22 protein-coding genes are annotated in these 24038 nt (G+C 63.1%); 14 read left to right on the forward strand and 8 right to left on the reverse strand.

Translation table 11 applies throughout. The annotated features are described in order from the left end of the window. Positions 1-46 precede the first annotated feature (46 nt). Entirely contained in the window at positions 47-1534 is a 1488-nt protein-coding gene (locus ACFWAD_RS11255; protein ID WP_378543640.1) for an acetyl-CoA acetyltransferase, read from the reverse strand. Between the two features lie 142 nt (positions 1535-1676). On the opposite strand from ACFWAD_RS11255, the gene ACFWAD_RS11260 reads away from it, so the two are divergent. Further along, entirely contained in the window at positions 1677-2501 is an 825-nt protein-coding gene (locus tag ACFWAD_RS11260; protein ID WP_003946247.1) for an AraC family transcriptional regulator, read from the forward strand. Positions 2502-2544: 43 nt separating this feature from the next. Here ACFWAD_RS11260 and ACFWAD_RS11265 read toward each other — a convergent pair whose 3' ends face one another. Then, complete coding sequence (locus tag ACFWAD_RS11265; protein WP_378543643.1) at positions 2545-4302, reverse strand: ABC transporter ATP-binding protein; 1758 nt, start codon at positions 4300-4302, stop codon at positions 2545-2547. After that, entirely contained in the window at positions 4299-5957 is a 1659-nt protein-coding gene (locus ACFWAD_RS11270; protein ID WP_378543646.1) for an ABC transporter ATP-binding protein, read from the reverse strand. The genes ACFWAD_RS11265 and ACFWAD_RS11270 overlap by 4 nt, the downstream gene beginning before the upstream one ends. A gap of 257 nt (positions 5958-6214) precedes the next feature. Here ACFWAD_RS11270 and ACFWAD_RS11275 point away from each other — a divergent pair, with 257 nt between their 5' ends. From ACFWAD_RS11275 to ACFWAD_RS11295, 5 genes are read left to right on the forward strand one after another with little or no spacing between them, the layout of a single operon-like run. Beyond that, complete coding sequence (locus tag ACFWAD_RS11275) at positions 6215-7102, forward strand: siderophore-interacting protein (RefSeq protein WP_378543648.1); 888 nt, start codon at positions 6215-6217, stop codon at positions 7100-7102. Next, positions 7099-8226 (forward strand): Fe(3+)-siderophore ABC transporter permease, encoded by a 1128-nt coding sequence (locus ACFWAD_RS11280; RefSeq protein WP_378543650.1) that lies wholly within the window; start codon positions 7099-7101, stop codon positions 8224-8226. The genes ACFWAD_RS11275 and ACFWAD_RS11280 overlap by 4 nt, the downstream gene beginning before the upstream one ends. After that, on the forward strand, positions 8223-9272 hold the full coding sequence (gene fepG / locus ACFWAD_RS11285; protein ID WP_378539464.1) for an iron-enterobactin ABC transporter permease: 1050 nt from the start codon (positions 8223-8225) through the stop codon (positions 9270-9272). The genes ACFWAD_RS11280 and fepG overlap by 4 nt, the downstream gene beginning before the upstream one ends. Positions 9273-9295: 23 nt before the next feature. Beyond that, positions 9296-10147 carry an ABC transporter ATP-binding protein gene (locus ACFWAD_RS11290; RefSeq protein ID WP_378543652.1) on the forward strand — a complete coding sequence of 284 codons (852 nt, stop codon included), beginning with the start codon at positions 9296-9298 and terminating at the stop codon, positions 10145-10147. Then, positions 10144-11184 carry an ABC transporter substrate-binding protein gene (locus ACFWAD_RS11295; RefSeq protein WP_378543654.1) on the forward strand — a complete coding sequence of 347 codons (1041 nt, stop codon included), beginning with the start codon at positions 10144-10146 and terminating at the stop codon, positions 11182-11184. The genes ACFWAD_RS11290 and ACFWAD_RS11295 overlap by 4 nt, the downstream gene beginning before the upstream one ends. Before the next feature lies 1 nt (position 11185). On the opposite strand, the gene ACFWAD_RS11300 is transcribed toward ACFWAD_RS11295, so the two are convergent. Together ACFWAD_RS11300 and ACFWAD_RS11305 are read right to left on the reverse strand one after the other, a co-directional pair. Next, positions 11186-12160: an ABC transporter substrate-binding protein gene (locus ACFWAD_RS11300; RefSeq protein ID WP_378543656.1), complete on the reverse strand. Its 975-nt coding sequence runs from the start codon at positions 12158-12160 to the stop codon at positions 11186-11188. Between the two features lie 71 nt (positions 12161-12231). Further along, on the reverse strand, positions 12232-12873 hold the full coding sequence (locus ACFWAD_RS11305; protein ID WP_378539468.1) for a TetR/AcrR family transcriptional regulator: 642 nt from the start codon (positions 12871-12873) through the stop codon (positions 12232-12234). Positions 12874-12957: 84 nt separating this feature from the next. On the opposite strand from ACFWAD_RS11305, the gene ACFWAD_RS11310 reads away from it, so the two are divergent. From ACFWAD_RS11310 to ACFWAD_RS11340, 7 genes are all read left to right on the forward strand, one after another. Next, entirely contained in the window at positions 12958-14340 is a 1383-nt protein-coding gene (locus tag ACFWAD_RS11310; RefSeq protein WP_378543658.1) for an MFS transporter, read from the forward strand. Positions 14341-14391: 51 nt separating this feature from the next. Continuing rightward, positions 14392-15384, forward strand: a complete 993-nt coding sequence (locus ACFWAD_RS11315; protein WP_378543661.1) for an ABC transporter substrate-binding protein — start codon at positions 14392-14394, stop codon at positions 15382-15384. Further along, entirely contained in the window at positions 15381-17246 is a 1866-nt protein-coding gene (locus ACFWAD_RS11320) for an ABC transporter ATP-binding protein (protein ID WP_378543664.1), read from the forward strand. The genes ACFWAD_RS11315 and ACFWAD_RS11320 overlap by 4 nt, the downstream gene beginning before the upstream one ends. Further along, positions 17243-18979: an ABC transporter ATP-binding protein gene (locus ACFWAD_RS11325; RefSeq protein ID WP_378543667.1), complete on the forward strand. Its 1737-nt coding sequence runs from the start codon at positions 17243-17245 to the stop codon at positions 18977-18979. The genes ACFWAD_RS11320 and ACFWAD_RS11325 overlap by 4 nt, the downstream gene beginning before the upstream one ends. Positions 18980-19000: 21 nt before the next feature. Next, the gene (locus ACFWAD_RS11330) at positions 19001-19642 is read left to right on the forward strand and encodes a TetR/AcrR family transcriptional regulator (RefSeq protein ID WP_378446472.1); all 642 of its coding nucleotides are present in this window, start codon (positions 19001-19003) and stop codon (positions 19640-19642) included. Between the two features lie 97 nt (positions 19643-19739). After that, complete coding sequence (locus tag ACFWAD_RS11335) at positions 19740-20240, forward strand: nuclear transport factor 2 family protein (protein ID WP_283301938.1); 501 nt, start codon at positions 19740-19742, stop codon at positions 20238-20240. 25 nt (positions 20241-20265) lie between these two features. Then, complete coding sequence (locus tag ACFWAD_RS11340; RefSeq protein ID WP_378543670.1) at positions 20266-20940, forward strand: pyridoxal 5'-phosphate synthase; 675 nt, start codon at positions 20266-20268, stop codon at positions 20938-20940. A gap of 30 nt (positions 20941-20970) precedes the next feature. Here the strand turns inward: ACFWAD_RS11340 and ACFWAD_RS11345 are convergent, their stop codons facing one another. Further along, positions 20971-21279, reverse strand: coding sequence for a hypothetical protein (locus ACFWAD_RS11345; protein WP_283301934.1), 309 nt, complete (start codon positions 21277-21279; stop codon positions 20971-20973). A 55-nt stretch (positions 21280-21334) separates the two neighbouring features. Between ACFWAD_RS11345 and ACFWAD_RS11350 the strand changes: the two genes are divergently transcribed. Next, a complete protein-coding gene (locus ACFWAD_RS11350) occupies positions 21335-21511 on the forward strand; it encodes a hypothetical protein (protein ID WP_378543673.1) in 177 nt (58 codons plus the stop codon). 87 nt (positions 21512-21598) lie between these two features. Here the strand turns inward: ACFWAD_RS11350 and pnuC are convergent, their stop codons facing one another. Together pnuC and ACFWAD_RS11360 are read right to left on the reverse strand one after the other, a co-directional pair. Beyond that, positions 21599-22255 carry a nicotinamide riboside transporter PnuC gene (pnuC, locus tag ACFWAD_RS11355; protein WP_378446474.1) on the reverse strand — a complete coding sequence of 219 codons (657 nt, stop codon included), beginning with the start codon at positions 22253-22255 and terminating at the stop codon, positions 21599-21601. Beyond that, the gene (locus tag ACFWAD_RS11360) at positions 22255-23859 is read right to left on the reverse strand and encodes a peptide chain release factor 3 (protein WP_378543859.1); all 1605 of its coding nucleotides are present in this window, start codon (positions 23857-23859) and stop codon (positions 22255-22257) included. Before ACFWAD_RS11360 ends, pnuC begins: the two co-directional genes overlap by 1 nt. Positions 23860-24038 lie beyond the last annotated feature (179 nt).

Raw genomic sequence — 24038 nt, forward strand, 5'->3', positions numbered from 1 at the left:
CACCATGCCCCGGTGCTCACCGCTGTCTACTGTCAGAACGCTACTGTCAGAACGTGAGCGTGAGTCGCCCGTTCTCGTCGCTGATGTGAACAGTTCGCCCGATCGCCGGCGGGTTGTCACCGCGAAGCTGCGTCAGTTCGGCGGCATTCTCGGGACCGGTGTGACCGGCGACGCGGCGGCCGTCCGGCGTCGTCGCGATCACGAACCCGATCTCAGGCTCGCCGGTGCGGCCGTATTCGACAGAGGCCGTGACTATTTCCGCCGTGCCCGTGTAATCAGTGATCATTCCCGGAACCTCCGCAGTTAACGCGCGTGCGTCGGGGTCGCCGACGTACCCGTCAGCATGAGCAGAGGCGGACAGTAGTACGCAGTGCTGGTAGGTGAGGAATCCACCGTTGCCGTGGACGAGGGCAAGGTTCGCGCCGTCGCGAATTCGCCGGATGACCTCGGCGACGGAATGCAGTGTGTAGCTGTTGAGTGGCCCACCGAAGAACGAGTGACCTCCGGTGACACTCGGGATCGCGGTATCCGGGAGCCCGAGTTCACGGATCAACAGCTTGGGCACGATCGGGAAGCAGCTGTAGGCATCGACGATGTCGAGTGCGTCGGCACCGACTCCGGCACCATCGAGTGTGCGATGCACGGCGTCGTGCATCGCGGCTGAGCTGTCGAAGCCGTTGCGGCTGAGGATGTCCAATGGATCACTGGCGCCCGCGCCGCCCCAGAGGTAGACCAGTTTGCCTTCGTCGATACCGAATTCGAGGGCCGTCGACAACGAGCAGACGACAACGGCCGCAGCTTGATTGACGAAGGGCATGGCGTTGAGCATCAGTGGGTACGGCTCGGAGACCATCCGATTGCCGGGGCCGACGGTGCCGATCTCTTCCGCCGATCGGATCTCCGACGTCCAGGAAGCGGGATTCTTCGACGCCAGCTCCGAGAACGCGGCGTACATCCTCGCGGACCAGGCGAGCGATTCGCGGGCGCCGTGGCCCTCGGCTGCACTGAAGCAGTTCTCGAAGAGCGGGTAGACGCGCGTCGGCACGATGAAACCGGCGCGCTGCATTTCGGGGCTTCCCAGGTCGGTCGGATCGAATCCGGGAGGCCCTCCGGGCGCTGCCGTCCACCCGATCGAGTCGGGAGCGACTCCGGACTTTCGCAGCGCGGTGCTGCTGGCGTGCGATTCTCCGCCCACGAGCAGAGCAACCGAAGATTCACCGCGGGCGATGGACGCGCCGATCCGATCGAGGAGCGCCGCGGGCCAGTGGCCACCGATCGGCGAGGTAGAGGTGACCTTGGGGGTCGCGCCTAATCGTGAGGCAAGCAGCCCGGGGAGATCGTCGTACGACCAGCTGACTGTCTTGATCGCGAACACGGAATCGATCTGTGTTCCCAGTTCAGCGTGTCCACTGTCGTTCAATGCGGAGACGGTGGCATCGTGAATCAGATCGAGAGGTTCGCGGTGCCCGTCGGCTGGGTTCCAGCGCAGATCGCCGACGCCGACGATGACCGGTATTCGTGATGCGTCAACCATCGTGTACCTCTCGTTGCCGACCCGTAGCCGGGAGTTGCAGTCACGATATCGGGGACCCCGGTATGTGTAACTCGCGGGTCACAGTCAACATTTTTCGGGTTCCTATTTAGGTATGCCTAACGAAAGTCCTATACTCGTCATCATGACAGCTGTGGCAGAGAGAATCTCGGTGCCCGTGGGGCCGCGTTCCATCGATCACCCCTACTCGATGACAACGGTGACTCTGAAGCTCTCTCACCAGCGGCAGTGGGCACCGCATCGTCACCCTGAGCACGAGCTGATCTGGGGGAACTCCGGCGGAATGCTCACGGTTGTCGCTGACGGCATCACTTGGGAGGTTCCGCCTTCGGCCGGACTGTGGCTGCCCGCCGGCGCGTTGCATGCCGTGAAGGCGGGCCCAGGTACCGAGTTCTTCTGCACCTACTTCCGGCCTGAGGCTCATGCTGCCCCCTCGGGCGTTCCGGGCTTGTTCGGTGTCAGTGCTCTGCTGCGTGAGGTACTCCTGCACATGCATCGGCGGAACATGCCCGACGAGGCGCGTAGTCGCGCCGAGCGGGTGGCATTCGACATGCTGCAGCCGCTCGAAGTTGCTGCGGTGGAGGTTCCGATGCCGACCGATCCGCGGGCGCTGTTCGTTGCCGAAGCATTGGTCGCCAATCCGGCAGACCAGCGGTCGCTGTCGGAATGGGCACTGACGGCTGGCGGCAGCGTCCGTACGTTGACGCGAGTGTTCGCTCAGGGCACGGGAATGACCTTTGCACAGTGGCGAATTCAGGTTCGAGTCCGCGCAGCCCTGACGTATCTGGCTGCTGGAGTTCCGGTTTCGGTTGTCAGTAGGCGAGTCGGGTACGAAACTCCGAGTGCGTTTGTCGCAGTGTTCCGTCGGGTCACCGGTCGTACGCCCGGCAGCATGATGAACAAGGGGAGTGTGGCGCCCGAATCGGTGCCGTACCTTCTGCACGCTTGAGGTAGGTCGCACCGGGCGGTAGTGCCCGGTGCAACCGTCGCGGTCAACGTCGCGGCGCGGACCACGCTTCCCACAGTTCCGCGTACCGACCCCCGAGGTTGACCAACTCGTCGTGAGAGCCTTGCTCGACGACGCGGCCGTCGTTCATGACCAGGATTTGGTCGGCGTCGACGGCCTGTGAGAGTCGGTGTGCCACTGTTACAGCAGTGCGACCCCGGGTCAGGGCCAGCGCGGCATCGTCGAGGACCCTGGCTCCGGCGCTACCCGCTTCGGCGGTCGCCTCGTCGAGAATCAGCAGCGGCGGATCCAGCAATTCGATTCTTGCCAACGCGAGTTGCTGTGCCTGAGTCGCGGTCAGCCGGTGTCCACCGTCCCCGATTACGGTTTCGAGCCCGTCCGGCAGGGCCCGCAGCCAATCCGACGCACCGACGGTATCGAGCGCCGCGGTGATGTCGTCGTCGGTTGCCGACGGGTCAGCCAGCCGTAGATCCTCGGCCAACGTGCCGGCAAAGACGTGGACCTCCTGAGTCACGAGGGCCACCGCGCTCCGAGAAGTCGACCGTGGCAATTCGTTCCGGGGCACCGTCCCGATCTTCACGGTGCCTTCGGTCGGCTCGTAGGTACCCGCGATCAGTTTTGCGACCGTCGATTTTCCGGCTCCGGTTGCGCCCACGAGTGCCGTGACGGTCCCGGCCGGAATGGTGATGTCGATGTCTCGCAGAACAGGAGCGTCGCCGCTGCGGTACGAGAACGTCACCTCCTCCAAAGACGCTGAACTGTCGACGGGTTCATGTGGATCGGACGGCGCGGGTGGCACGGGCGCAAGGGTGACTCCGACCAGCCGAGCCAATGCGATTGTGCCTTCCTGCAATTCGTCGAACACGCTGAGAACCGCGCCGACCGGATCGAAGAGCCGGTGGAAGAACAATGCTGCGGCGGTGGCGGCGCCGATGCTGATCTGACCGTCTCGCACCAGCCAGAAGCCTGTGATCAGCACGGCGGACAGGCCGATGAATTCCGCGATGTTGAGTCGGCCGAAGAACCTGGTGCGTAGACGCGTGGTCAACAAGCTGAGCCGGACGGCCGTCATCGATCGAGATTCGATCTGTTCCAGGTGTGGCTGAGCCAGACGTAGTGATCCGACGGTGTCGGAGTTACTCAGTGAGTCCAGGAGTTGTTGCGCACGTGCACCTTCTGCCTCCCGCTCCTCGCGGTAGACCGGTGCCGACTTCGAGAGATACCAGCGCAGCGCCTGGATCTGGATGGGCGCCGCGATCACCGCGGCAATGGCGAATCGCCAATCGAGGCTGCCCAATCCGATCAGGGTCAACACGATGGTCAGTGCCGCGGTGGCAAAAACCGGAAGTGCTTCGGATACAGCGCGGGTCACCAAGCGGACGTCCCCGGTGATGCGGGAGACGAGATCTCCGCGCCCGGCTCGTTCGACGTCGCTCTGCGGAAGATCGAGAACCCGGACGACAACTTCTTCGCGCAGGTCGGCGACAACCCTTTCGCCGACGCCGGCGAGCAGGTAGTTGCTGACTCCGACGAGAAGGGAGGAGGCAACCGCGATGGCGACCAACGCGAGAGTCAGCGTGCCGATGCGCGAGACAGCGTCGCCGTCTCCGTCCGTCACAGCGTCGACCATCGCGCCGAGGACCAGCGGCGTGAGCAGGCCGATCGCGGTCGCAGCAGTCAGAGTGACGACGGCGGCGACGGCGGATATCCGGTGCGGACCCATCAACCGAAGTGCTGCGCGGCGTGCCTGTTTCGGTGTCGCGGTGGGGAGTAGTTCGTTCACAGCTCGATCACCCGATCGCAGATATCGAGCAGCACGGGGCTGCTGGTCAGAAGAAGAGTCGCGTGAGCACCGCGTACCTCGGCGATCCCGCGTGCAATTCGCGCTTCGGTGACGGAGTCGACGGCAGTGGTGGGGTCGTGCAGCACCAGGACCGGAGCTTCGCTCGCCAGTGACCTTGCCAAGGCGATGCGTTGTCGCTGACCGCCGGAGAGCGAATTTCCCTGCTCGGTGACTCGAGTGGCGAGGCCGAGTGGAAGGACCGAGATCACCTGATCTGCGGCGGCGGCAGCGATTGCCTCGTCACTGCGGCTGCCGATCGGTGCGAGTGCCTCGATGTTGTCACCGACTGTGCCGATGAACAGTGCCGCGTCGTGCGGCGCAGCCAGAACATGGGTCCGGAGCTCGTCGATGTGCAGTTCGTGAATGGCGTTGTCGCCGAGATGAATCGTTCCGCTCGAAGGCTCGATTCGACGAGCCAACGCGTCGACCAACGCGTCCGCCCAGGCCGCATTCTCGGTGACGATGCCGATGATCTCGCCGCGTTTGACATCCAGGTCGACTGGTGACGCTCCGGCCAACACGACGTCACGCAGCGTCAGGAACTCCGAGTGGTTCAGGGGTACAGGTTCACTCGCGGGTGTGACAGCCTCGTCGGTCCCGAGAAGCGCTGCGACGCGGTTGGCGGAAGCGCGGGCCCGTGCCAGACCGGCGCCGAAGTAGATGATGTCGATCAACGGACCTCGAAGGAACTGTGCCAGACCCACCACGGCCACGAATTCACCGACCGAGATGCTCCCGGATGCTGCCATCCGTCCACCGACGTACGCGATGACGGCCAGGAAAGCGCCGGCGATCGCCACGTTCGCGGCGGAGTACATCGCCTGGTATCGCTGTGCGCGAAGGGTTGCTTCCAGCGAAGTCCGGCTGGCTCCCCGATAACGCTGCGCTGCAGCGTCTCCGGCGCCGATTCCGGACAGGATCCGGAGCCCCGACAGGAGGTCTGCGGCCAGTGCACCGGCTTTGGCTCCCTGCCATTGATCGGTTTCGGCCCGGCGTTCGAGCGGTCGGCTGACCACCTGCATGAGGGCGAGCACCGGGGGAGTGCCGAGGATGACGAGGAGGCCGAGCGGTACCGAGATCACGAGTAGCGAGATCGCTGCGGTCAGTACTCCGCAGGCCGCGGCGAGTTTTGTGCTCAGTGTGTGCGTGAATCCGGCCACCGAACCCGCGTCGGATGTTGCGATCGAGTAGACCTCGCCGGGCATGCGCCGCGGTGACATGCCGTGCGGATCGAGGCCTCGTCGCGCGATGTCCATCCGCAAGCGGTGTGCTCCGTGCTCGGTGACGGAATCGGAGATGCGCGCCGCAAAGCGCCAACTGAGCAACAAGCCGGTGAAGAGAATTCCGAGAACGAGGATCCACTTTCCCAGTGCTGCCGCATCGCTGGTCGCCACAGCTCGGTCGATGACCGCACCGATCACCACCGGCACCAACGCTTCCGCGACCTGGTGGCCCGTGAAGCCGACGGACGCTGCCGCCAGCTTGGCTCCGCGTCCGTCGGAGGCGATCGCGCGTGTGATTACCTGGCGCGGCGTGATCGCCGGGCTGGTTGGGGGGCCGTTTGTATCGGCCGAAAGAAGTGGTGTCGAAGGCACTGGGTCCACGCTAGGGACCGTGGCCGGTAGTCAGAAGTCACACAGGTGCCAATACTTGTCGTGAACAGGCCATACGTCTGGCGGTGGCCGAATCGCGATAGTAGTTGGCCCCGTTGCGGCGGGGAAGGCATCGACTCATCGACAACACTGCAATAAATTAAGGTCTACCTTACTTAGCGCGGGTTAACTATGTCCGGAAGTCGGATTGATCCTCGTGTTCGGGTCCGGTTCATGTTCCATCGATGTTGGAGATTGTTGTGAGTCTTGTGTTCGGCGAGGTACTTCACAAGGAGTACGTGACCCCGGGAATGGTTCGTATCGTGTTCGGTGGGGAGGAGCTGACCGCGTTCGAAACCACCGGCACCGGCGACGAATACCTGCGTCTGCACTTCCCGGTCCCGGCCACGGGCAAGTTCGTTCTGCCGGCCGAAGATCCGGACGCGCCGCGCGGTTGGCGGTACCCGGAGGGCGAGGAACCGTCCCCGTGCCAGCCGTACACCGTGCGACGGTTCGATACCGAAGCCAGCCGCATGACGATCGACTTCGTCGTTCACGAGGGCGGCATCGCCAGCGACTGGGCACAGAAGGCCGAGATCGGCGACAAGTTGGCGATCGGAGAATCTCGCGGGCTCTACGAGCCGCCGGCCGACGCACGCTGGCAGGTATTCGTCGCCGACGCGACTGGACTCCCCGCACTCGGGCGCCTGATCGAACAGTTGCCCGCCGGCATCTCGGCAAAGGCAATCGTCGAGGTGGTGGACGAGTCTCACAAGCAGCAGATCACCTCCGCGGCCGACGTCGAGTTCATCTGGCTTGTCGGCAGCGGCAACGGTGTTGCACCGTCGAAACTCCCGGACGCGGTCCGGGCGATGAACCTGCCCACCGATCTCGGATACGTGTGGGTGGCCGGCGAAAGCACGATGCTCCGTGACATCCGCAAGTACCTTCGCCACGAACTGAAGTTGCCGGGTGAGCAGTACAAGGTCATCGGTTACTGGACCTACAAGGCCGAGGTGTGGAACGCGAAGTACGAGGCCCTCGACGAAAGTGTCCGTGCGGCACTCGATGCGGCCTGGGAATCGGACCGCGACGAGGAAGAGATCCGCGACGAGGTCGAGAAGACTCTAGAGAGCGCCGGCTTGTGACCGTTGGATTCGACAAGAGTGCTGTCGACAAAAGTGTTGTAGACAAAAGTGCAGTCGACAAACACACCGAAGAGCTGATCGACGAGTCGCTGCAAGAGAAGCAGAAGCAACCCGACGGGCTGGTATCGACCAACTCTCGTCGTATGGCAGGTCTTCTGGTGTGCCTAGTGGTGCTCGCCGCCGTGCTCCTTCTGAGTATCGCGGTGGGTTCGAAGACCATTCCTTTCGGCACCGTGATCGACGCTTTGGTGAACTACGACGACTCCAATGACCACGTGATCATCCGTGACCTGCGGTTACCGCGTACTCTGCTCGGTCTGATAGTCGGTATGGCGCTCGGTGTAGCCGGTGGCCTGATCCAGGCGATGACACGAAATCCCTTGGCTGACCCCGGAATTCTCGGTGTCAATGCCGGCGCGGGGTTCGCGATGGTTGTTGCCGTCGCGGTCTTCGGATTGACCAGCATCTGGTCCTACATCTGGTTCGCCTTCCTCGGAGCGGTGATAGCCACGGCGATCGTCTACACGTTGGGGTCGATCGGCCGAGGTGGTGCGACGCCCATTCGGCTGACCCTGGCCGGCGTTGCCATCGGCTCGGTGCTCGGCGGCATCTCGTCCGGCATCACCCTGCTCAACCCGACCGCCTTCGACCAGATGCGTCAGTGGAATGCCGGCTCACTCAGTGGACGTTCGTTGGAAATCGTTCTGGCCGTTGCCCCCTTCATTCTCATCGGACTCTTCCTGGCGCTCGCGTTGGCGCGCCAACTCAACGCCGTGGCCTTGGGTGACGATCTGGCACGTTCGCTCGGTGCCAACATCACCCGCACTCGTATTCTCGGCGTCATTGCGGTGACCTTGCTGTGCGGCGCGGCGACCGCTGCGGCCGGCCCGATCGGATTTGTCGGTCTGATGGTTCCCCACGTCGCGCGATGGTTCGTCGGGCCAGATCAGCGATGGATTCTCCCGTACACGTTGGTGTGCTCGCCGATTCTTCTTCTCTTCTCCGACGTCGTCGGCCGAATCGTGCTGCGCCCGGGTGAACTTCAGGTCGGCATCGTCACGGCCTTCATCGGTGCTCCGGTGCTGATCATGCTGGTGCGTCGAAGCAAGGTGAGCGGTCTGTGAGCATCGATTTCGGGCGCCCCACCACGGTGGTGCGCTCACCCAAAGAAGGCTGGTCCGCGCGGATCGACGTCCGTACGGTCACTGTCTGCCTCATCCTCGTTGCGCTTGCACTGGCGATCGGTGTCATCGCCCTCGGCAGTGGTGATTACCAGGTGCCGATCGGGGACGTCCTCGGCGCCCTGTTCGGCGAAGCTCCCGCGCGTATCCACATGGTCGTCGTGGAATGGCGTCTGCCCCGAGTTCTGTTGGCGCTGATGCTCGGTGCGGCACTGGGCATGAGTGGTGCGATCTTCCAGTCGCTCACCAGGAATCCGCTAGGTAGCCCGGACATCATCGGCTTCAACTCCGGTGCGTACACGGGCGCTCTGGTGGTCATCCTCCTCATCGGTGGCACTTATTACGAGATCGCAGTCGGCGCTCTGGTGGGCGGAATCGCCACCGCAGCAGTCGTTTACCTTCTTGCGTACAAACGTGGCGTGCAGGGATTCCGGCTGATCATCGTCGGTATCGCCATCAGCGCGATGTTGGGCTCGGTCAATACCTGGATGATCCTCAAGGCGAAGCTCGACGACGCCATGGCTGCCGCAGTGTGGGGTGCCGGTTCGTTGAACGGTCTCGGCTGGACTCAGGTGTGGCCGGTGGTTGTCGTGCTGGCCATCCTCATTCCGCTGATCCTGGTGTTGGGCAGGCGGATGCAGATGCTCGAGATGGGCGACGACGCCGCCAAGGCGCTCGGCGTCCGGGCCGAACCGACCCGGCTTTCCCTGGTTGTTCTCGGTGTTGCATTGACAGCCATGGTGACGGCTGCGGCCGGGCCCATCGGGTTCGTTTCGCTGGCGGCTCCGCAGTTGGTCAGACGATTGACCGGTAGTGCCGGAGTGACCCTGCTGCCGTCGGCGGCGATGGGTGGAGCACTGCTGATGATCAGCGACTGGGTGGCGCAGCGAGCTTTTGCACCGACGCAGTTGCCGGTCGGCGTCGTCACCGTCTCCATCGGTGGCATCTATTTTGTTTGGCTTCTCGCGCGAGAGGCACGTAAGCAGTGATCGGTGAAGGAACGAGGAACAGTGTGAACGAGACAAGTGCGGCCGCCGTCGTGCCTGAAAGGACGAATCGGCTTCGCGCCGAGGACGTCACGATCGGTTACGACAAGCGCGTCATCTCGGAGCACCTCGACGTCGAGATCCCCGACGGCGGCTTCACCGTCATCGTCGGTCCCAACGCCTGCGGCAAGTCGACGCTTCTGCGTGCATTGTCGCGGTTGCTCAAGCCGACGACCGGCAAGGTCCTCCTCGACGGCAAGGCGATAACGTCGTACCCGGCCAAGGAAGTTGCGAGGCGACTCGGGCTTCTGCCGCAGACGTCGATCGCTCCGGACGGCATCAAAGTCGCCGATCTGGTTGCGCGCGGACGTTATCCGCACCAGAAGCTGATCCGCCAGTGGTCCCGAGAGGACGAGGCCGCCGTCATCAAGGCGATGGAGGCAACCAAGGTCACGGATCTGTCGGCCAGACCGGTCGACGAACTGTCCGGCGGTCAGCGCCAACGCGTCTGGGTCGCTATGGTTCTCGCGCAGCAGACCCCGTTGGTGCTGCTGGACGAACCGACGACCTTCCTCGACATCGCTCATCAGATCGAGCTGTTGGAGCTGTGCCGCGATCTGAACGAGAACGACGGACACACGTTGGTGGCCGTGCTTCACGATCTCAATCACGCGTGCCGCTACGGAACTCACATCATCGCGATGAAGGACGGCGCAGTAGTCGCCGAAGGCCCGCCCGCGGAGATCATCACCGAAGAACTGGTACAGGAGGTGTTCGGCATGGCGTGCCGCATCATCGACGATCCGGTTTCCCACACACCGCTGGTCATTCCGCTGGGACGCGAGCGTCAGCGAAACAACGAAGGAGCAAACGTATGACACTCGTCCTGGATACGCAGGTTACCGACACGGAGTGGGCTCAGATCGTCGACCGCATTTCACGACGCCGATTCTTCGGTGGCGCTGCCGGTGTGGCTGCAGCACTGGCGCTGAGCGCCTGCGGAAGCTCCGATGGCGAATCCGACTCGGCCAGTGACACTCTCCCGTACATGTGGGCCGAGTTCAGTGGCGACGTTCCACGCGACCCCAAGCGTGTGGTGGTGCTCGACGGCCGGGTCGACCTCGAATTCGCGATGATGATGGACTACCCGATCGTCGGTTCGGGCAACTTCTGGTTCCCCGACGCCAAGGCGGGATTCCAGTTTCCCGGCCGCACCATCGAGGACGCGAGCTTCGTCAACGTCGCCGGCGACTTCTCCACCAACTTCGAGGCGTTGCTCGCTCTCGAGCCCGATCTGATCGTCATCACTGCGATCGGATACACCAGCGACTGGTACGGCACCGAGCGCTTGTCCTCCATCGCGCCGCTGTTGGTCGTCGGCGACGACGTCGAACCGATCGCCGGACACCCGGTCGACTGGCGAGGTGCGCTGATGGCGCAGGCGAGCCAACTCGACCGGGTTGCGATCGCCGAGGCTTCCATCGCGGAGTACGACGACAAACTCGCGAGACTGCGTCCGATGTTGCAGGAGAAGCTCGGCGGAAAGAAGATCGTGTTCGGCGTTCAGACGCCGACCGGATTCCTTGTGCATCAGCGGAATCTGCGGATCAGCGTCGCAATCGATGCCGGCCTCGACGTGCTTTTCCGTGACGACGACAATGCAGAGAACTCGTTCGAGTTGTCTTTCGAGCAACTCGACACCTTGGCTCCGGCGGATGTGATCATCGCGCAGGCACGCGATCAGGAAGCACTCGACGCGATCAAGACGCAGCCGACGTGGCAGCGGTTGCCTGCAGTCCAAGCGGGCAACGTGTTGACCAGCGACGCGCGATACAACCAAGGATTTGCGCTGACCGCGGCCATCTTCCTCGACGTTCTCGAGGAAGCGGCCGGGCGAATCACCGCTGGAGAGTAATTCAGGCGACGTTGCGGGCCTGGTCGAGTAGTTGTGCAACCTGCTCGAACCAGGCACCGTAATTGGCGTAGGTGTTGGGACGCTTGTCGTCGAAGTCGATCACCTGGTTCGCGGTCACCGCGGGCAGCTTGACGAACACGGGTGATGCTGCGAACGCTTCCGCCGACTTCGCGAACTGGAACACGATGTCCGCCGGATAGTCAGGGACCTGCTCCCAGCTGAGGTCGGCCCAGCCTTTGTCACCTCCCGGGCCGGTGAACTTCACGCCGAGTTCCTTCAGGTAGCCGAACTGAGCGAGTGCCGTTGTGCCTGCGTACAACTCGGAGCCGTCGCCGTTCAGAGCGAGTACTTCGATGTCGTCAACCTTGCCCGCAGCGGCTCGGATGCGCGCTGCCCCGGATTCGAATGCTTCCTTGCCTTCGCGCGCAGTTGCTGTGTCCGTGTCTCCGCCGAGAGCTTCGGCGAGTGAGGCGTATTCGCTCAACACGTCCGGCGTCGAAGAGCCGGAGAACTTCACACCGACAAACGGTGCAACATCGTTGACGGTCTTGCCCATCGGCTCGTCCCACCAAGTCCATCGGGTCGGGTCGTCGCTGTTTCCGTACCCGATGACCAGGTCTGGGTCCAGCGCCGCAAGAGCTTCCGCGCTGAGTTCACCTTCACGACCGACGACGGTCATCGTCGACTCGTCAGCGTGATCGGTGACGTCGGGATTGCCGACGCCGTAACCGAAGATGCCGACCGGCCGAATGCCGTAGTCCCACAGCGCAGCAGCGGAGTACGCGTCGACGACGATCCGCTCCGGGGCGTGATCGAGGGTGATCGTGTTTCCGTATCCCGTTGTGTAGCTCCAGGACTGGTCCGTCGAACTGGCCTCGGTAGAAGTTGATGCGTCGCTGCTGCCGCAGCCGGTGAGTAGGAGTGCGGCAACGGCGGGTAGTGCGGCGAAGCCTGCGAGCCTGCGAGTGATTTTCATGAGAACCTTCCGAACATGGCGAAATAAGCTAGGTAAGCCTAACCTGACATGTTGTTCGGGTGTCCTCAGGGTCAGTTGCTGCCCTGCCACATCTGAAGCCATTCGCTCCAGGACGGGGGAGTGGTCGACGGTTGAGGTCTTCCGTGACGAAGTCCGTCGAGCATGAACTCGAGATAGCGCGTGTGTATTTCGGTGGCGCGAACCCCCTCGATCGGCAGGGTCGGTCGTAGATGCACCGTCATGAGCATGACGTCTGCAGAAGTGAAGTCGGGCGGGACTTCGCCAGTATCGATGCAGATGTCGACCATCGATTGCAGCGCGGCCTCCAATTCTTCTGCGGCGCGGGTGACTTCGGTGTGTTCGGGCAACCTGCCGCCGAGGACGGGAATGAGCGGTCCCACCGATTCGGCAAGGTATCGCGAGAAGAACGTCTTCAGTACGGCTTCATCGGTGTCTGCGTTGCTCACGCACTCTCGTGCCAGGGTGGCGAGGTGGTCGATCGCCCAGACGCGTAAGGATTGCGCCAGTTCCTCTTTGCCGCGGTAGCGGCGATAGATGCTGCCGACGCCTACCCCGGCCCGGGTGGCAATCGCCGATACCGGTGCATTCCAACCCTGTTCGGCGAAGATCTCGCGCGCTGCTCGCAGTACGGTGACGTCGTTGTCTGCGGCTTCTCGGGCGCGTCCGGGGAGGCTCGCATTCTCTTTCGCCATTCCCACAGGCTAGCAATGCGTGGTTTACTCAATCGGAACGGAGTGCTCCGTTCCGATTGAAACCATGATTGGAGGAAGGTGTCGATGACAACCTTGGCGGAGGCGCCCACGCGATCCGGGAGTCGGGTGATCGCCGCACTTGCGGGGGCGGTGCTCGTCTACTCGCTCATGCAGACCATGTTGGTGCCGGCGTTGCCGGTGTTGGGTGAGCATTTTGATACGTCCGTGGCGGTGACCGGCTGGATCCTGACGGCATACCTGTTGGCGGCCGCGGTGATGGCTCCGATCGTCGGGGCGATGGGGGATCGATTCGGCGACAAGCGAGTCCTGGTGATCGTCCTGATCATCTTCGCTCTCGCGACATTTGCCGCGGCGGCCGCCCCGAATATCGGGGTGCTGCTTGTCGTTCGAGCTGTCCAGGGAGTGAGTATGGCGAGCTTCCCGCTCGCGATGGCAGTGCTGCGAAGAACGGTGGCCGGTCCCGAGTTGTCTTCGGGGATAGGTTGGCTCGCTGGGACCTTGGGAATCGGTGCCGGAAGTGCACTGGTGATCGGTGGTGTCATTCTCGAGTACCTCAGCTGGCAGTGGTTGTTCGTGATCACCGGGATCCTGATCGTGCTTGCATTGGTCGCAGTGGTGGCTGTGGTTCCGGGTTCGCATCGCCGGCCGGGTATGCCGACGGACTGGGCCGGTGCCGGCGCTCTGGCGTTCGGGTTGGTGAGCCTGCTCCTGGCGATCACCAAAGCCTCCGAGTGGGGAGTTCTGTCGCTCGGATTCTGGGGTCTGGTGGTTGTCGCGTTCGTCTCGTTCGCAACTCTGATTGCCGTCGATTCCCGCCACGACGCTCCGATCGTCGACATGCGAGTTTTTCGGGACAGGCCGATGATGATCACCAGCGCACTGACCCTGGTGTTCGGGTTCGTGCCCTACATCTTCTACCTCTGCCTGCCGCGGATCCTCCAGGCGCCGGAAACCTCTACGTATGGAAGTGGATTCACCGTTGTGCAGACCGGGTTGGCCCTCTTGCCTGCCGCTGTCCTCGTCTTCCTCGGTGGGCGTCTGACGCCGGCTCTCGCGCGGCGATACGGGCCGCGAGTGCCGGCAGTCCTAGCGCTGGCACTCATGGCGACGGGCGCGGTCGGACTCGCGATCTGGCCGAGCTCGGTGGTTGCGATCGTGCTGTTCTTCTCCCTCGTCGGATTGGGGAACGGCGTGGGGTTCGCGGTCTGTGCTCTGCTGGTTGCTTCGATCGTCCCGCCATCGGAAATGGCAGCGGCCAGCGGTGTCAACAGTGTGATCAGAACCGTCGGTTCGGCGGTGGGTGCCCCGGTGACCACAGCGGTCCTGGCGATCGGAGTTTCCGGCGACTCGTTCGTGGTGGCGTTCGTGATGGGCGCCGTCATCAGTGTTGTTGCATGTCTGCCGGCGATTGCACTTCCGATGACGAGGTCTGCACAAACGGCTTGAGTTATTGTAGGCTCCCCTAATCGAGACAGCATGTAACTAAGGCAGGGAGAGATGATGCGGCAGTGGGGCCTACAAGCAGCGGCACTCGCAGCGACGGCAACGGTCCTTGTCGGTTGCTCGTCGGGCAGTGATGACGCGGATGCATCGGAAGTAGGCGAGTCGTCGGCCGTGCCTGCACCACAGAAATTGCTCGCACTGGACGAATTTGCAGCGCTCAACGCGCTCACGCTCGGGGTCAAGCCCGATACGGTCTTCGCCACCCTGCAATCACAGGCGGCGAAGGAGATCTTGCAGAGCGAGGGTATCGAGGTGATCGACAAACCGACGTTCTTCCAGTCACCCGACGTGGAACAGATTGCGGCCGTCGATCCGGACAGGATCCTTCTCAGTGACGTCGGCTCGTTGACCTCGATCACCGCGCAGGCCAATGAGATTGCGCCGACGACGGTGCTCGCCTATGCGGCGCCGTGGCGCGAGGTTCTCGATACTGCTGCCATCGCACTGGGCCGGGAGTCCGAGGCTCGGCAGATCGTCTCGAGGCTCGAGGAGAAATTCGCAGAGGTGTCCGGAAGGGTCGAGGAGCAGCCACAAACCTTGTCCGTGTTGGTCGGATATTCGGGCGGCATCTACACCGTCATCCCACAGTCGCCGATGTCCTCGATCATCGGAGAAGCAGGGTTCGGGCGCCCCCAAGCCGAACTCGAAGCGAAGGTCGGCCCCAACACGGGGGTTGCCACGTCCTCCGTTTCGGGCGAGGCGGTCGGGCAACACGCAGCGGACGCGATGATCGTGACGTCGGGAAACATCTACGACGGCGCCCTTGTTCACGCAAATCCGCTGTTCAACGAGGTTGCCGCCGTGCAGGCCGGACGCACCGCGGACGTGAGCGGTGAACTTTGGTTCGGCAGTTATCCCTTCGCGGTCTACTGGATCCTCGAAGATCTCGAGGCACTTGCCGATCGCACTCTCACCGGCGCGGAACTCCAGGGTCATATCGCATCCGACGCCGACGCAGTCACCCGATGGAAGGCGTTCTCGAAATGACGACAACACAGGAAAAGTCAGCAGACGTTCCACCCGAGGAGGCAAACGCGCCGCATGGGTCTGCGGCCGAAGCCTCACTGGCCAAGGCCGAAGCGGCGGCGCACAAGAGCGCGTTACGCGAACTCCTTGCGCCAGTTCGCACACGGACGACCATCGCGATGGTGATGCAGGTGATTGCCGCGGTTGCTGCCATCGTCCCCTACGTTGCCATCGCCGAACTGGGCAAGACACTGATCGTGGGCGGCGACATCGACTCGTCTCGCGTCTGGACGATCGTGTGGGTCGTCGTCTTCGGCCTGGGCATGCGTGCGTTCTTCGGTGGCGGTGCGTTGATCGTCACGCACTTCGCCGACGTGAATCTCCAAGCTGTGCATCGACGCCGAATCGCCGCGACACTCGGGCGACTTCCTCTGGGCTGGTTCACCTCCCACTCGTCCGGAACCGTGCGCAAAGCTGCGCAGAACGACATCTCCGATCTCCACTATCTGGTTGCGCACAGCGCCGTCGAGACCACCGGAGCCATCGCGGTGCCGCTCGTCGGACTCGGCTACGTGATTTCGATCGACTGGCGTCTTGGATTGGTCGCGATTGCCACGCTCCCGATCTACATGATCGCCTATGCGTCGATGACCAAGGACATGGCCGTCAAGATGAGCCGGATGAATGAGGGCATCGCGGCCATCAGCAATACGATCGTCGAGTTCGTCACCGGCATCGCAGTGGTCAAGACTTTCGGTCAGGACAAGCAGTCACATTCTCGATACCGTGATGCCGCCAAGGCTTTTGCCGTTTCGTACGAGGGTTGGGTTCGCCCGATGCTGCGGACCGAGGCGCTGGCCTCGATTGCCTTGAGTGCGCCGGTAGTGCTGGTGGTGAACCTTGGTCTCGGCTCGTGGTTCGTCCACTCCGGGTGGGTGTCACCCATCGACGTCCTGACCAGCTCTCTTGTCGCGATGGTGATTCCGGTGTCGGTGACGACCATCGGTTTCGGTATGCAGGCCCGCCGTGAGGCTGCCGCCGCTGCGGCGCGGCTGATCGCGCTGTTCGCAACCGACGCACTGCCGGAAACCGATCATCCGAAAAAGCCCGCGGGGAACGAAGTTCGATTTTCCGGAGTCTCTTTCGCCTTCGACGACGGGGCCGACGTTCTGTCCGACATCGATCTGACGCTGCCGGAGGGTACGGTGACGGCGTTGGTCGGACCTTCGGGTTCGGGTAAGTCGACACTGGCGACGCTCGTTCCCCGATTCCATGACGTGCGTACCGGATCCGTGGCCATCGGCGGTGTCGACGTCCGGGACGTCGCCACCGACGAGCTGTACCGCCACGTCGGATTCGTTCTGCAGGACGTGCAGCTGGTCGAAGCAACTGTTCTCGACAACATTCGGCTTGCCCGCCCTCAGGCGTCGCAGGCCGAGGTGAAGACTGCTGCCGCAGCCGCGCAGATCGACACCCGAATCGAAGCCCTCCCGAGAGGGTACGGCTCTGTGGTCGGGGTCGACGCCAGGTTCTCGGGCGGTGAGGCGCAACGAGTCTCCATCGCGCGGGCGATTCTCGCGGACACTCCCGTTCTCGTGCTCGACGAGGCGACCGCGTTTGCGGACCCGGAGTCCGAAGCCGATATCCAGGAAGCATTGTCGCGTTTGACGGTGGGGCGCACGGTGCTGGTGATCGCGCACCGGTTGGCTTCGATCGTGAGTGCCGATCAGATCGTGGTCCTCGACGCCGGGCGGATCGTGGAGAAGGGCACGCACGATCAGCTGGTGGCGAATGGTTCGACGTATGCCCGGATGTGGGCGAGCCACAGTCGGGCCGACAGCATTGCAGGTACGTCTGACGCAGCAGGAAAGGCCAACTCATGATTCGCGACCTCTTCCGGATTCTCGGCCCGCAGAATCAGGGACGCTATCGAGAGTTCCTGGTGTGGGCTGTGTTGTACGGCGTGATGCAGGGTTTGGCAGTGGCATTGCTGGTGCCGACCGTGCGGGCACTGTTCGAGCAGGACTGGGGAAGTTTCGTTCGGTGGCTCGCCGCCATGGCTGTGTGCGCGGTGATCAGTTCGATTGCGCATTACCTGCAGGCCATCAAGGGATTCGAGTCGGCGCTCACCTTGCTGCGGACGATGCATCTGCGCCTCGGTGATCACCTCGTCGCGCTCCCTCTCGGTTGGTTCGGTGCCGGCAGACTCGGCCAGGTATCGCAGGTCGCCAGCAAGGGCACCATCTCGGTGATGGGGGCGGCCGCGCATCTGATGACACCGATCATCTCCGGAATCGCCAGCCCGGCAACCATTGTCGTGTGCATGCTGTTCTTCGACTGGCGGCTCGGGCTCGCACTGGTGGTCGGCGTCCCGATTCTGTTCGCAGCAGCACGCTTTGCCTCGGCGATGACCGCCAAAGCCGACGATCAGGCCCATGCCGCGGCGGTCGAATCGAACAATCGAGTGCTCGAATACGCGCGTTGCCAACCGGTCCTACGTGCTTTCGGACGCACCCACGGGGTGTACGAACCGCTCGACGACGCGATCGAAGCTCAGCACGCCGCAGGTCGTTCACAACTGTGGTTCGTGGTGATCGGTTCCGTGGTCAACGGGATCGCCCTGCAATTCGTGTTCTCGGCCGTGATCATCCTGGGCGCGTTCCTCGCGCTCGGCGGCGACATCGATCCGGTCACCTTGATCGCGCTACTGGGGCTCACCGCACGGTTCATCCAACCGCTGGGTGAGATCGGCGAGTTCGGCGGCGCAATCAGAATGGCACGCAACGAAATCCGCCGAATGTCCGAGATCCTCGAAGTTGAACCACTGGTCGAACCCGAAACCAGCGGGTCGGCGACGGGGGAGACGGCCGTGCAGTTCGACGCCGTCGACTTCGGTTACACCGACGGCGGGCAGGTTCTGCGGAACATCTCCTTCGACGTGCCGCGGAAGTCGCTGACGGCGTTGGTCGGTCCGTCAGGGTCGGGCAAAACCACCGTCACCCGGCTGATCTCGCGCTTCTACGACGTCGACTCCGGGGTGGTGCGTGTCGGCGGCGTCGACGTGCGTGACCTCACGAGTGCCGATCTGATGTCGCAGTTGTCCTTGGTCTTCCAGGACGTGTATCTCTTCGACGACACGTTGATCGCGAACATCCGCCTCGGCCGCCCCGAAGCCACGGACGAGGAAGTCTTCGACGTCGCTCGGATCGCCGGCGTCGCGGAAATCGTCGAGCGACTTCCGCGGGGTTGGGACACCCGCGTCGGTGAGGGCGGGACGGCACTGTCCGGTGGAGAGCGGCAGCGAGTCTCCATTGCGCGTGCACTCCTCAAACGTGCACCCATCGTGCTGCTCGACGAGGCGACGGCCGCGCTCGATCCCGAGAACGAGGCACACGTTCAGCGTGCGATGCAGGAACTCGCCAGCGAAAGCACACTGCTCGTGATCGCTCACAAACTGTCGACCGTCGTGGCCGCAGACCAGATCATCGTGCTCGGTGACGACGGATCAATCGTCGAAGTGGGAACTCACGAAGTTCTCCTTGCCGCCGGTGGGAACTACGCCGCGTTCTGGAATCAGCGCCACCGTGCGTCGGGATGGCGGTTGGTAGCAGGCTGAGCAGGTGGCAGGCTGAGCAGAATGCAGACCGGAAAGAAGACAGGGCGGCCGCCGACGTTGTCGAGAGTGGACATCGTCGAGGCCGCCCTGGCTGGTGATCTGAGTGAATTGACCATGCCGAGTGTGGCAAAGCGTCTGGGCGTCAGTCATTCTGCTCTTTATCGCTACTTCGCCGACCGTGAAGCGCTGCTGCGGGCCTGCTCGGATCACGTTGTGCGTCAGACTGTGTGGCCGGACACGGATCGTCCGTGGCGTGAATTTCTGAAGGACCTCTGCGACGTTCTGTGGTCCTCGTTCGAGCGCTACCCTGGTCTCGCCCAGGTCGGTCTCGCTGTTCCGGGCACGCCGCCGGCGATAATCGAGATCGTGGAGAAACTGGTCGGTTCGTTGACTGCGCAAGGCTTCACACCACACGACGCGGTACTGGCGGTTGACTTCATCTCCGAGGTGACGATGACTCAGTTCGCGATGATGGCGGCACTGGACAAGACCGTCAGTTCTGCGGATTCGCGTTCTGCACGCCAGGCGTATCAGGAGAGTTGGAATGCGTCGGAGTCGTTGATCGAGGGGATCGGCGACGAATCGACGTGGCACGGACGCGGTTGGTTGGACGAGAAGATCACGATCATGCTCGACGGCCTGGAAAAGCGTGTTATCGGCTGACATTTCTACTAGCTTTGAGAGTAATGCCCGTTTATGCGTGATACAGGCTAATGTGCACACATAGGACGGGTGGTTGCTGCACCGGGAGGCGGGGATCATGGATCTCGAAGCGATTGTTCTCATCCAAAGACTCAAGTACCGATACGCACGCGCCTTGGACACCAAATCGTGGGTCGAATTCGCCGACACTCTGACCGTCGACGCCACCGCGATCTACGGAGAGCAACTCAGTTTCGATTCCCGAGATTCGTTCGTCTCCTTCCTCGAGAACACTCTCGGCTCGCACATCATCACCGAACATCAATGTGGGCAACCCGAGATCGACGTAGACGGAGACACCGCAACCGGGATCTGGTGCCTTGCGGACACGGTGGTCATCCCCGAGGACGGCATGCTGCTTCGTGGATCGGCTTTCTATCACGACAGATACACCCGCTGCAGCGACGGTGAATGGCGAATCTCCCACACGAGCTACGAGCGCACCTGGGAATCGGTGGTGGCGCTCGCCGACATGCCGAGTTTTCGATTGACGTCCAACAAGTGGGCACTGCTGCAGCAACCCTCGTTCGGTGACTCGATCGTTCGCAACGTCTCCTGAAGCCGCCCGCGATTAGAGTCGGCTCATGGTTGACGCAGATTTCTCGCTGCCGGACGTCCGGGCATGGATTCGCGGTATTCCCGCACTGACCGGAACTCCGCCGCCGGCGCCTGAACGTTTTCCGGAGAACCCAGGAGAGTTGTTCCTCGACTGGCTCCGTGCGGCCGTGGCCTTCGGTGTCGTCGAGCCGCACGTGTGTGCGCTCTCGACCGTGGACGGCGACGGCATGCCCGATTCCCGCTTCCTCATCCTCAAGGACGTGACTGAGCGTGGGTTCTGGTTCTCCAGTTCGGCTGCATCGCCGAAAGGTGTTGAGCTGAAAGAAAATCCGCGGGCATCGTTGGCGTTCTACTGGCGTGAGACGGGCCAGCAGGTCCGGATTCGCGGATTGGTACGCGAGGGTGACGACGCACTTCGGCGCCGAGACTTCGTCGAACGCTCCGTCACGGCGAGAGCGGTGGCGACGGCAAGTAAGCAGAGTGAAGTGCTCGAAGACTTCGACGCGTACGACATGTCGGTGGCCGCTGCGGAAGCAAGAATCGGCGACGACCCAGGGTTCGTGTCGAAGGACTGGCGTGCGTGGTGCCTCGAGCCGGAGTCTGTCGAGTTCTGGCAGGCAGACTCCGGGCGTCGGCATCAGCGGTGGTTGTACCGGCGTGGCTCGAACCGAGCATGGACACGCGCAGTGCTGTGGCCCTGAATAGCGGGGCCCTGAACAGCTGGGTCGAGCTCAGCTGGCGCTGATTTCCGGCGACACGAGGTTGACGACGATCGACTGTCCGCCGAGCTTGGCGTGGATTTCGGGATGTTCGAACCCCGAGGACAACAGGTAGCTGCCGAGCATCGTGAGCAACTCGTCCAGATCCATCGTGGGATCGGAGGAATGCGTGCTCGAGGGTGAGGCCTGATTCGCGATCAGTTCGGTGTGGGTGAGACGCCCGGCCACTCGAACTGCGGCTACGCCCATCGCGTCGCGCCGTACGACGGTACGACTCCGAGTTTCGAGCGTCCTCGATGATTCACGTGTTGAAGCTGGCACTGAAAGGTCCTCTCCGCTGCTGTGTGCGGCCGTGGTCCGGGAGGGGAGCGGAAACGTGAATGCATCCGACTGCTTGGGTGCGGTCGACAGAAAATCAGCTGTGGCGGTGGCGCTGCCGGAACCGTTGCCAGTGGAAACGCTGCTCGCAGAACCATTACCCGCGGAACCATTACTCGCGGAACTACTGGCTCTCGATCCGTTTCCGGAACCGTTGGGACCCGTTATTCCGTGAGAATTCTTGTCTTCCATTGTTTCGCTCCTGATGCCCGTAAACAGACCGCTGGTTTGCTTAATCGACGCAAACATACCAGGAGTTCGTTTACGGTCGCACCCCTTGTGGAGTTCGACGTTGAATGCGCAGCCACATCGCGAAACCCCACAGTACGAAGAATGCGTAGACCAGATAGAGGATTGCCGACGGGTAGTACCCGGCCCGGAAAAGAAGGGGAACACCGACGGCGTCGACGCCGATCCAGATGAGCCAGAACTCGGTCCAGCCGCGTGCCATGCCGTACGTCGCGAGGATGGAGCCGGTGAAAATCCAGGCCTCCGCCCACGCCCCGTACGAGCCGAGAAGGTCGAAGATCCAGGCGAAAGCGATTGTGCCGCTTGCCATGACGGCGATCATGGCGAAGCGCTCGCGAGTTGTCGCCCAGTGCGGCAGGACTGCGCGACCGGAGTCGCGTGCCCCACGTCGCCACTGAGTCCATCCGTAGACGCTGACAGTGATGAACAACAACTGACGGCCGGCTTGGCCGTAGAGATTGAGCTCTTGCGGCGTGTGGAAAAGCGCGCCCATGAACACCGTGAACAACAAGGCATTTCCGGCTATACCGACAGGCCACGCCCATACCGAGCGTCGTGCGCCGGCGATCGCGGAGCCTATTCCGAACGCGTTTCCGATGATCTCTCGCCAGAGAATCGTGGCGCTGCCGATGTGCAGTTCGGCGTCGAACAGCGCCTCGATCAGGCTCATCAGTCCGCAGCAGCGACGAGGGGTTCGAGCGTCAGATCCGGAAGTTCCTTCTGGATGTACTGCAGGCGCCACTTGTCGCTGACAAGGGCGAGCAGAACACCGTCGGATCGGGTGAAGACCTCCACACCGCGCTGACGGTTCAGCTCGACCTCGGACGCGGCGTCGGTACGACGGGCCAATGCATAGCCGAGGGGTTCCATCTTGGCCTCGACGTTGAACTCGGCCTTCATGCGTGCCGCGACAACTTCGAACTGCATCGGGCCGACGGCCGCCATGACGGGGGAGGCGTCGCCGCGGATGTCGTTGCGAAGAATCTGGACGACGCCCTCGGAGTCGAGTTGGTCGACGGCGCGGCGGAACTGCTTGTACTTGCCTGCGCTTTCGGCGCGCAGGATCGAGAAGTGTTCCGGCGCGAACGACGGAATCGGCGGGAACTCCACCTTCTTCTCGGTGTACAGCGTGTGGCCGGGCGCGAGGGCGGTGGCGTTGACGAGGCCGACGACGTCGCCGGGGAACGCGGACTCGACAGTGGAACGTTCGCGGCCGAACACCGTTTGCGCGTACTTGGTCGTGAAGGGCTTGCCGGTTTGTGCGTGCGTGACGACCATGCCGCGCTCGAACACGCCGGAGACGATGCGCATGAATGCCAGACGGTCACGGTGCGCGGTGTCCATACCGGCCTGCACCTTGAAGACGACCGCACTGAACGGATCGGTGACCTCGCGCGGCTTGCCGCTGACGTCTTCGCGGCCTCGCGGCGGCGGCGCCAATTCGACGAGGGTGTCGAGGATCTGGCGGACGCCGAAGTTGAGCATCGCGGACGCGAAGATCACCGGGGACGTCTGACCGGCGAGGAACATCTCCTGATCGTGGTCCTGGCCGGTAGCGGAGAGCAGTTCACTCTCCTCGGCCGCGGTCTCCCACTCGGAGCCTTCCTTGGCGAGTGCGGCGTCGGCGTCCATGACCTCTTCGGGGGCGATCTTCGCGCCGCCGGCGGTACGGGTGAAGCGGACGTACTCGCGAGCCGCACCGTCTTCGCCGCGTCGCAGCAGTCCGCGGAAGTCGCCGGCGATGCCGACGGGCCAGTACAGGGGAGTAGGTGTGAGGCCGATGCGCTCACTGATCTCGTCCAACAATTCGAGCGGGGTCTGGCCGGGACGGTCCCACTTGTTGATGACCGTGATAACCGGGATGCCGCGGTGACGACACACCTGGAAGAGCTTGAGTGTCTGCGGTTCGAGGCCCTTGGCGGCGTCGATGAGCATGACGGCCGCGTCGACGGCAGTCAGGACGCGGTACGTGTCCTCGGAGAAGTCGGAGTGGCCGGGGGTGTCGACGAGATTGATGACGTTGATCTGATCGTCGGGCGTCTCGGACGAGTGGTAGTTGAACTGCAGTGCGGTGGAACTGACGGAGATGCCGCGGGCCTTCTCCATCTCCATCCAGTCCGAGACTGTCGACTTGCGGCCTGCCTTGCCGTGGACGGCTCCTGCCTCGGAGATCTTCTTCGCGTGCAGTGCCAGCGCTTCGGTGAGCGTCGACTTTCCGGCGTCGGGATGCGAGATGACGGCGAAGGTGCGGCGACGCTCCGCCTCGGCTGACAAACCCTTGGTGGTCGTCGTGACCGCAACCGACCCGCTCTCGGTGGAATCGGGGCCTTCGGTGTCGGACTGGACAGTCGAGTCGGAAGGGACGGTCGAGTCGGACGGGGTAGTCAACGAAGAACCTCTCGAAGTGGGCGTCAGTGCCGGCGACGTGCCGGTGCGCGGACAGGTGGAGAGTG

Origin of the sequence: Rhodococcus sp. NPDC059969 (genome assembly GCF_042738325.1) — a bacterium.
In the GTDB taxonomy this organism is placed as follows: domain Bacteria; phylum Actinomycetota; class Actinomycetes; order Mycobacteriales; family Mycobacteriaceae; genus Rhodococcus_F.

Bases quoted from the DNA above. Each gene is read 5' to 3' on its own strand.
- ACFWAD_RS11255 (WP_378543640.1), bottom strand. From the start codon at position 1,534: ATGGTTGACGCATCACGAATACCGGTCATCGTCGGCGTCGGCGATCTG.
- ACFWAD_RS11260 (WP_003946247.1), top strand. From the start codon at position 1,677: ATGACAGCTGTGGCAGAGAGAATCTCGGTGCCCGTGGGGCCGCGTTCC.
- ACFWAD_RS11295 (WP_378543654.1), top strand. From the start codon at position 10,144: ATGACACTCGTCCTGGATACGCAGGTTACCGACACGGAGTGGGCTCAG.
- ACFWAD_RS11300 (WP_378543656.1), bottom strand. From the start codon at position 12,160: ATGAAAATCACTCGCAGGCTCGCAGGCTTCGCCGCACTACCCGCCGTT.
- ACFWAD_RS11305 (WP_378539468.1), bottom strand. From the start codon at position 12,873: ATGGCGAAAGAGAATGCGAGCCTCCCCGGACGCGCCCGAGAAGCCGCA.
- ACFWAD_RS11310 (WP_378543658.1), top strand. From the start codon at position 12,958: ATGACAACCTTGGCGGAGGCGCCCACGCGATCCGGGAGTCGGGTGATC.
- ACFWAD_RS11315 (WP_378543661.1), top strand. From the start codon at position 14,392: ATGATGCGGCAGTGGGGCCTACAAGCAGCGGCACTCGCAGCGACGGCA.
- ACFWAD_RS11320 (WP_378543664.1), top strand. From the start codon at position 15,381: ATGACGACAACACAGGAAAAGTCAGCAGACGTTCCACCCGAGGAGGCA.
- ACFWAD_RS11325 (WP_378543667.1), top strand. From the start codon at position 17,243: ATGATTCGCGACCTCTTCCGGATTCTCGGCCCGCAGAATCAGGGACGC.
- ACFWAD_RS11330 (WP_378446472.1), top strand. From the start codon at position 19,001: ATGCAGACCGGAAAGAAGACAGGGCGGCCGCCGACGTTGTCGAGAGTG.
- ACFWAD_RS11335 (WP_283301938.1), top strand. From the start codon at position 19,740: ATGGATCTCGAAGCGATTGTTCTCATCCAAAGACTCAAGTACCGATAC.
- ACFWAD_RS11340 (WP_378543670.1), top strand. From the start codon at position 20,266: ATGGTTGACGCAGATTTCTCGCTGCCGGACGTCCGGGCATGGATTCGC.
- pnuC (WP_378446474.1), bottom strand. From the start codon at position 22,255: ATGAGCCTGATCGAGGCGCTGTTCGACGCCGAACTGCACATCGGCAGC.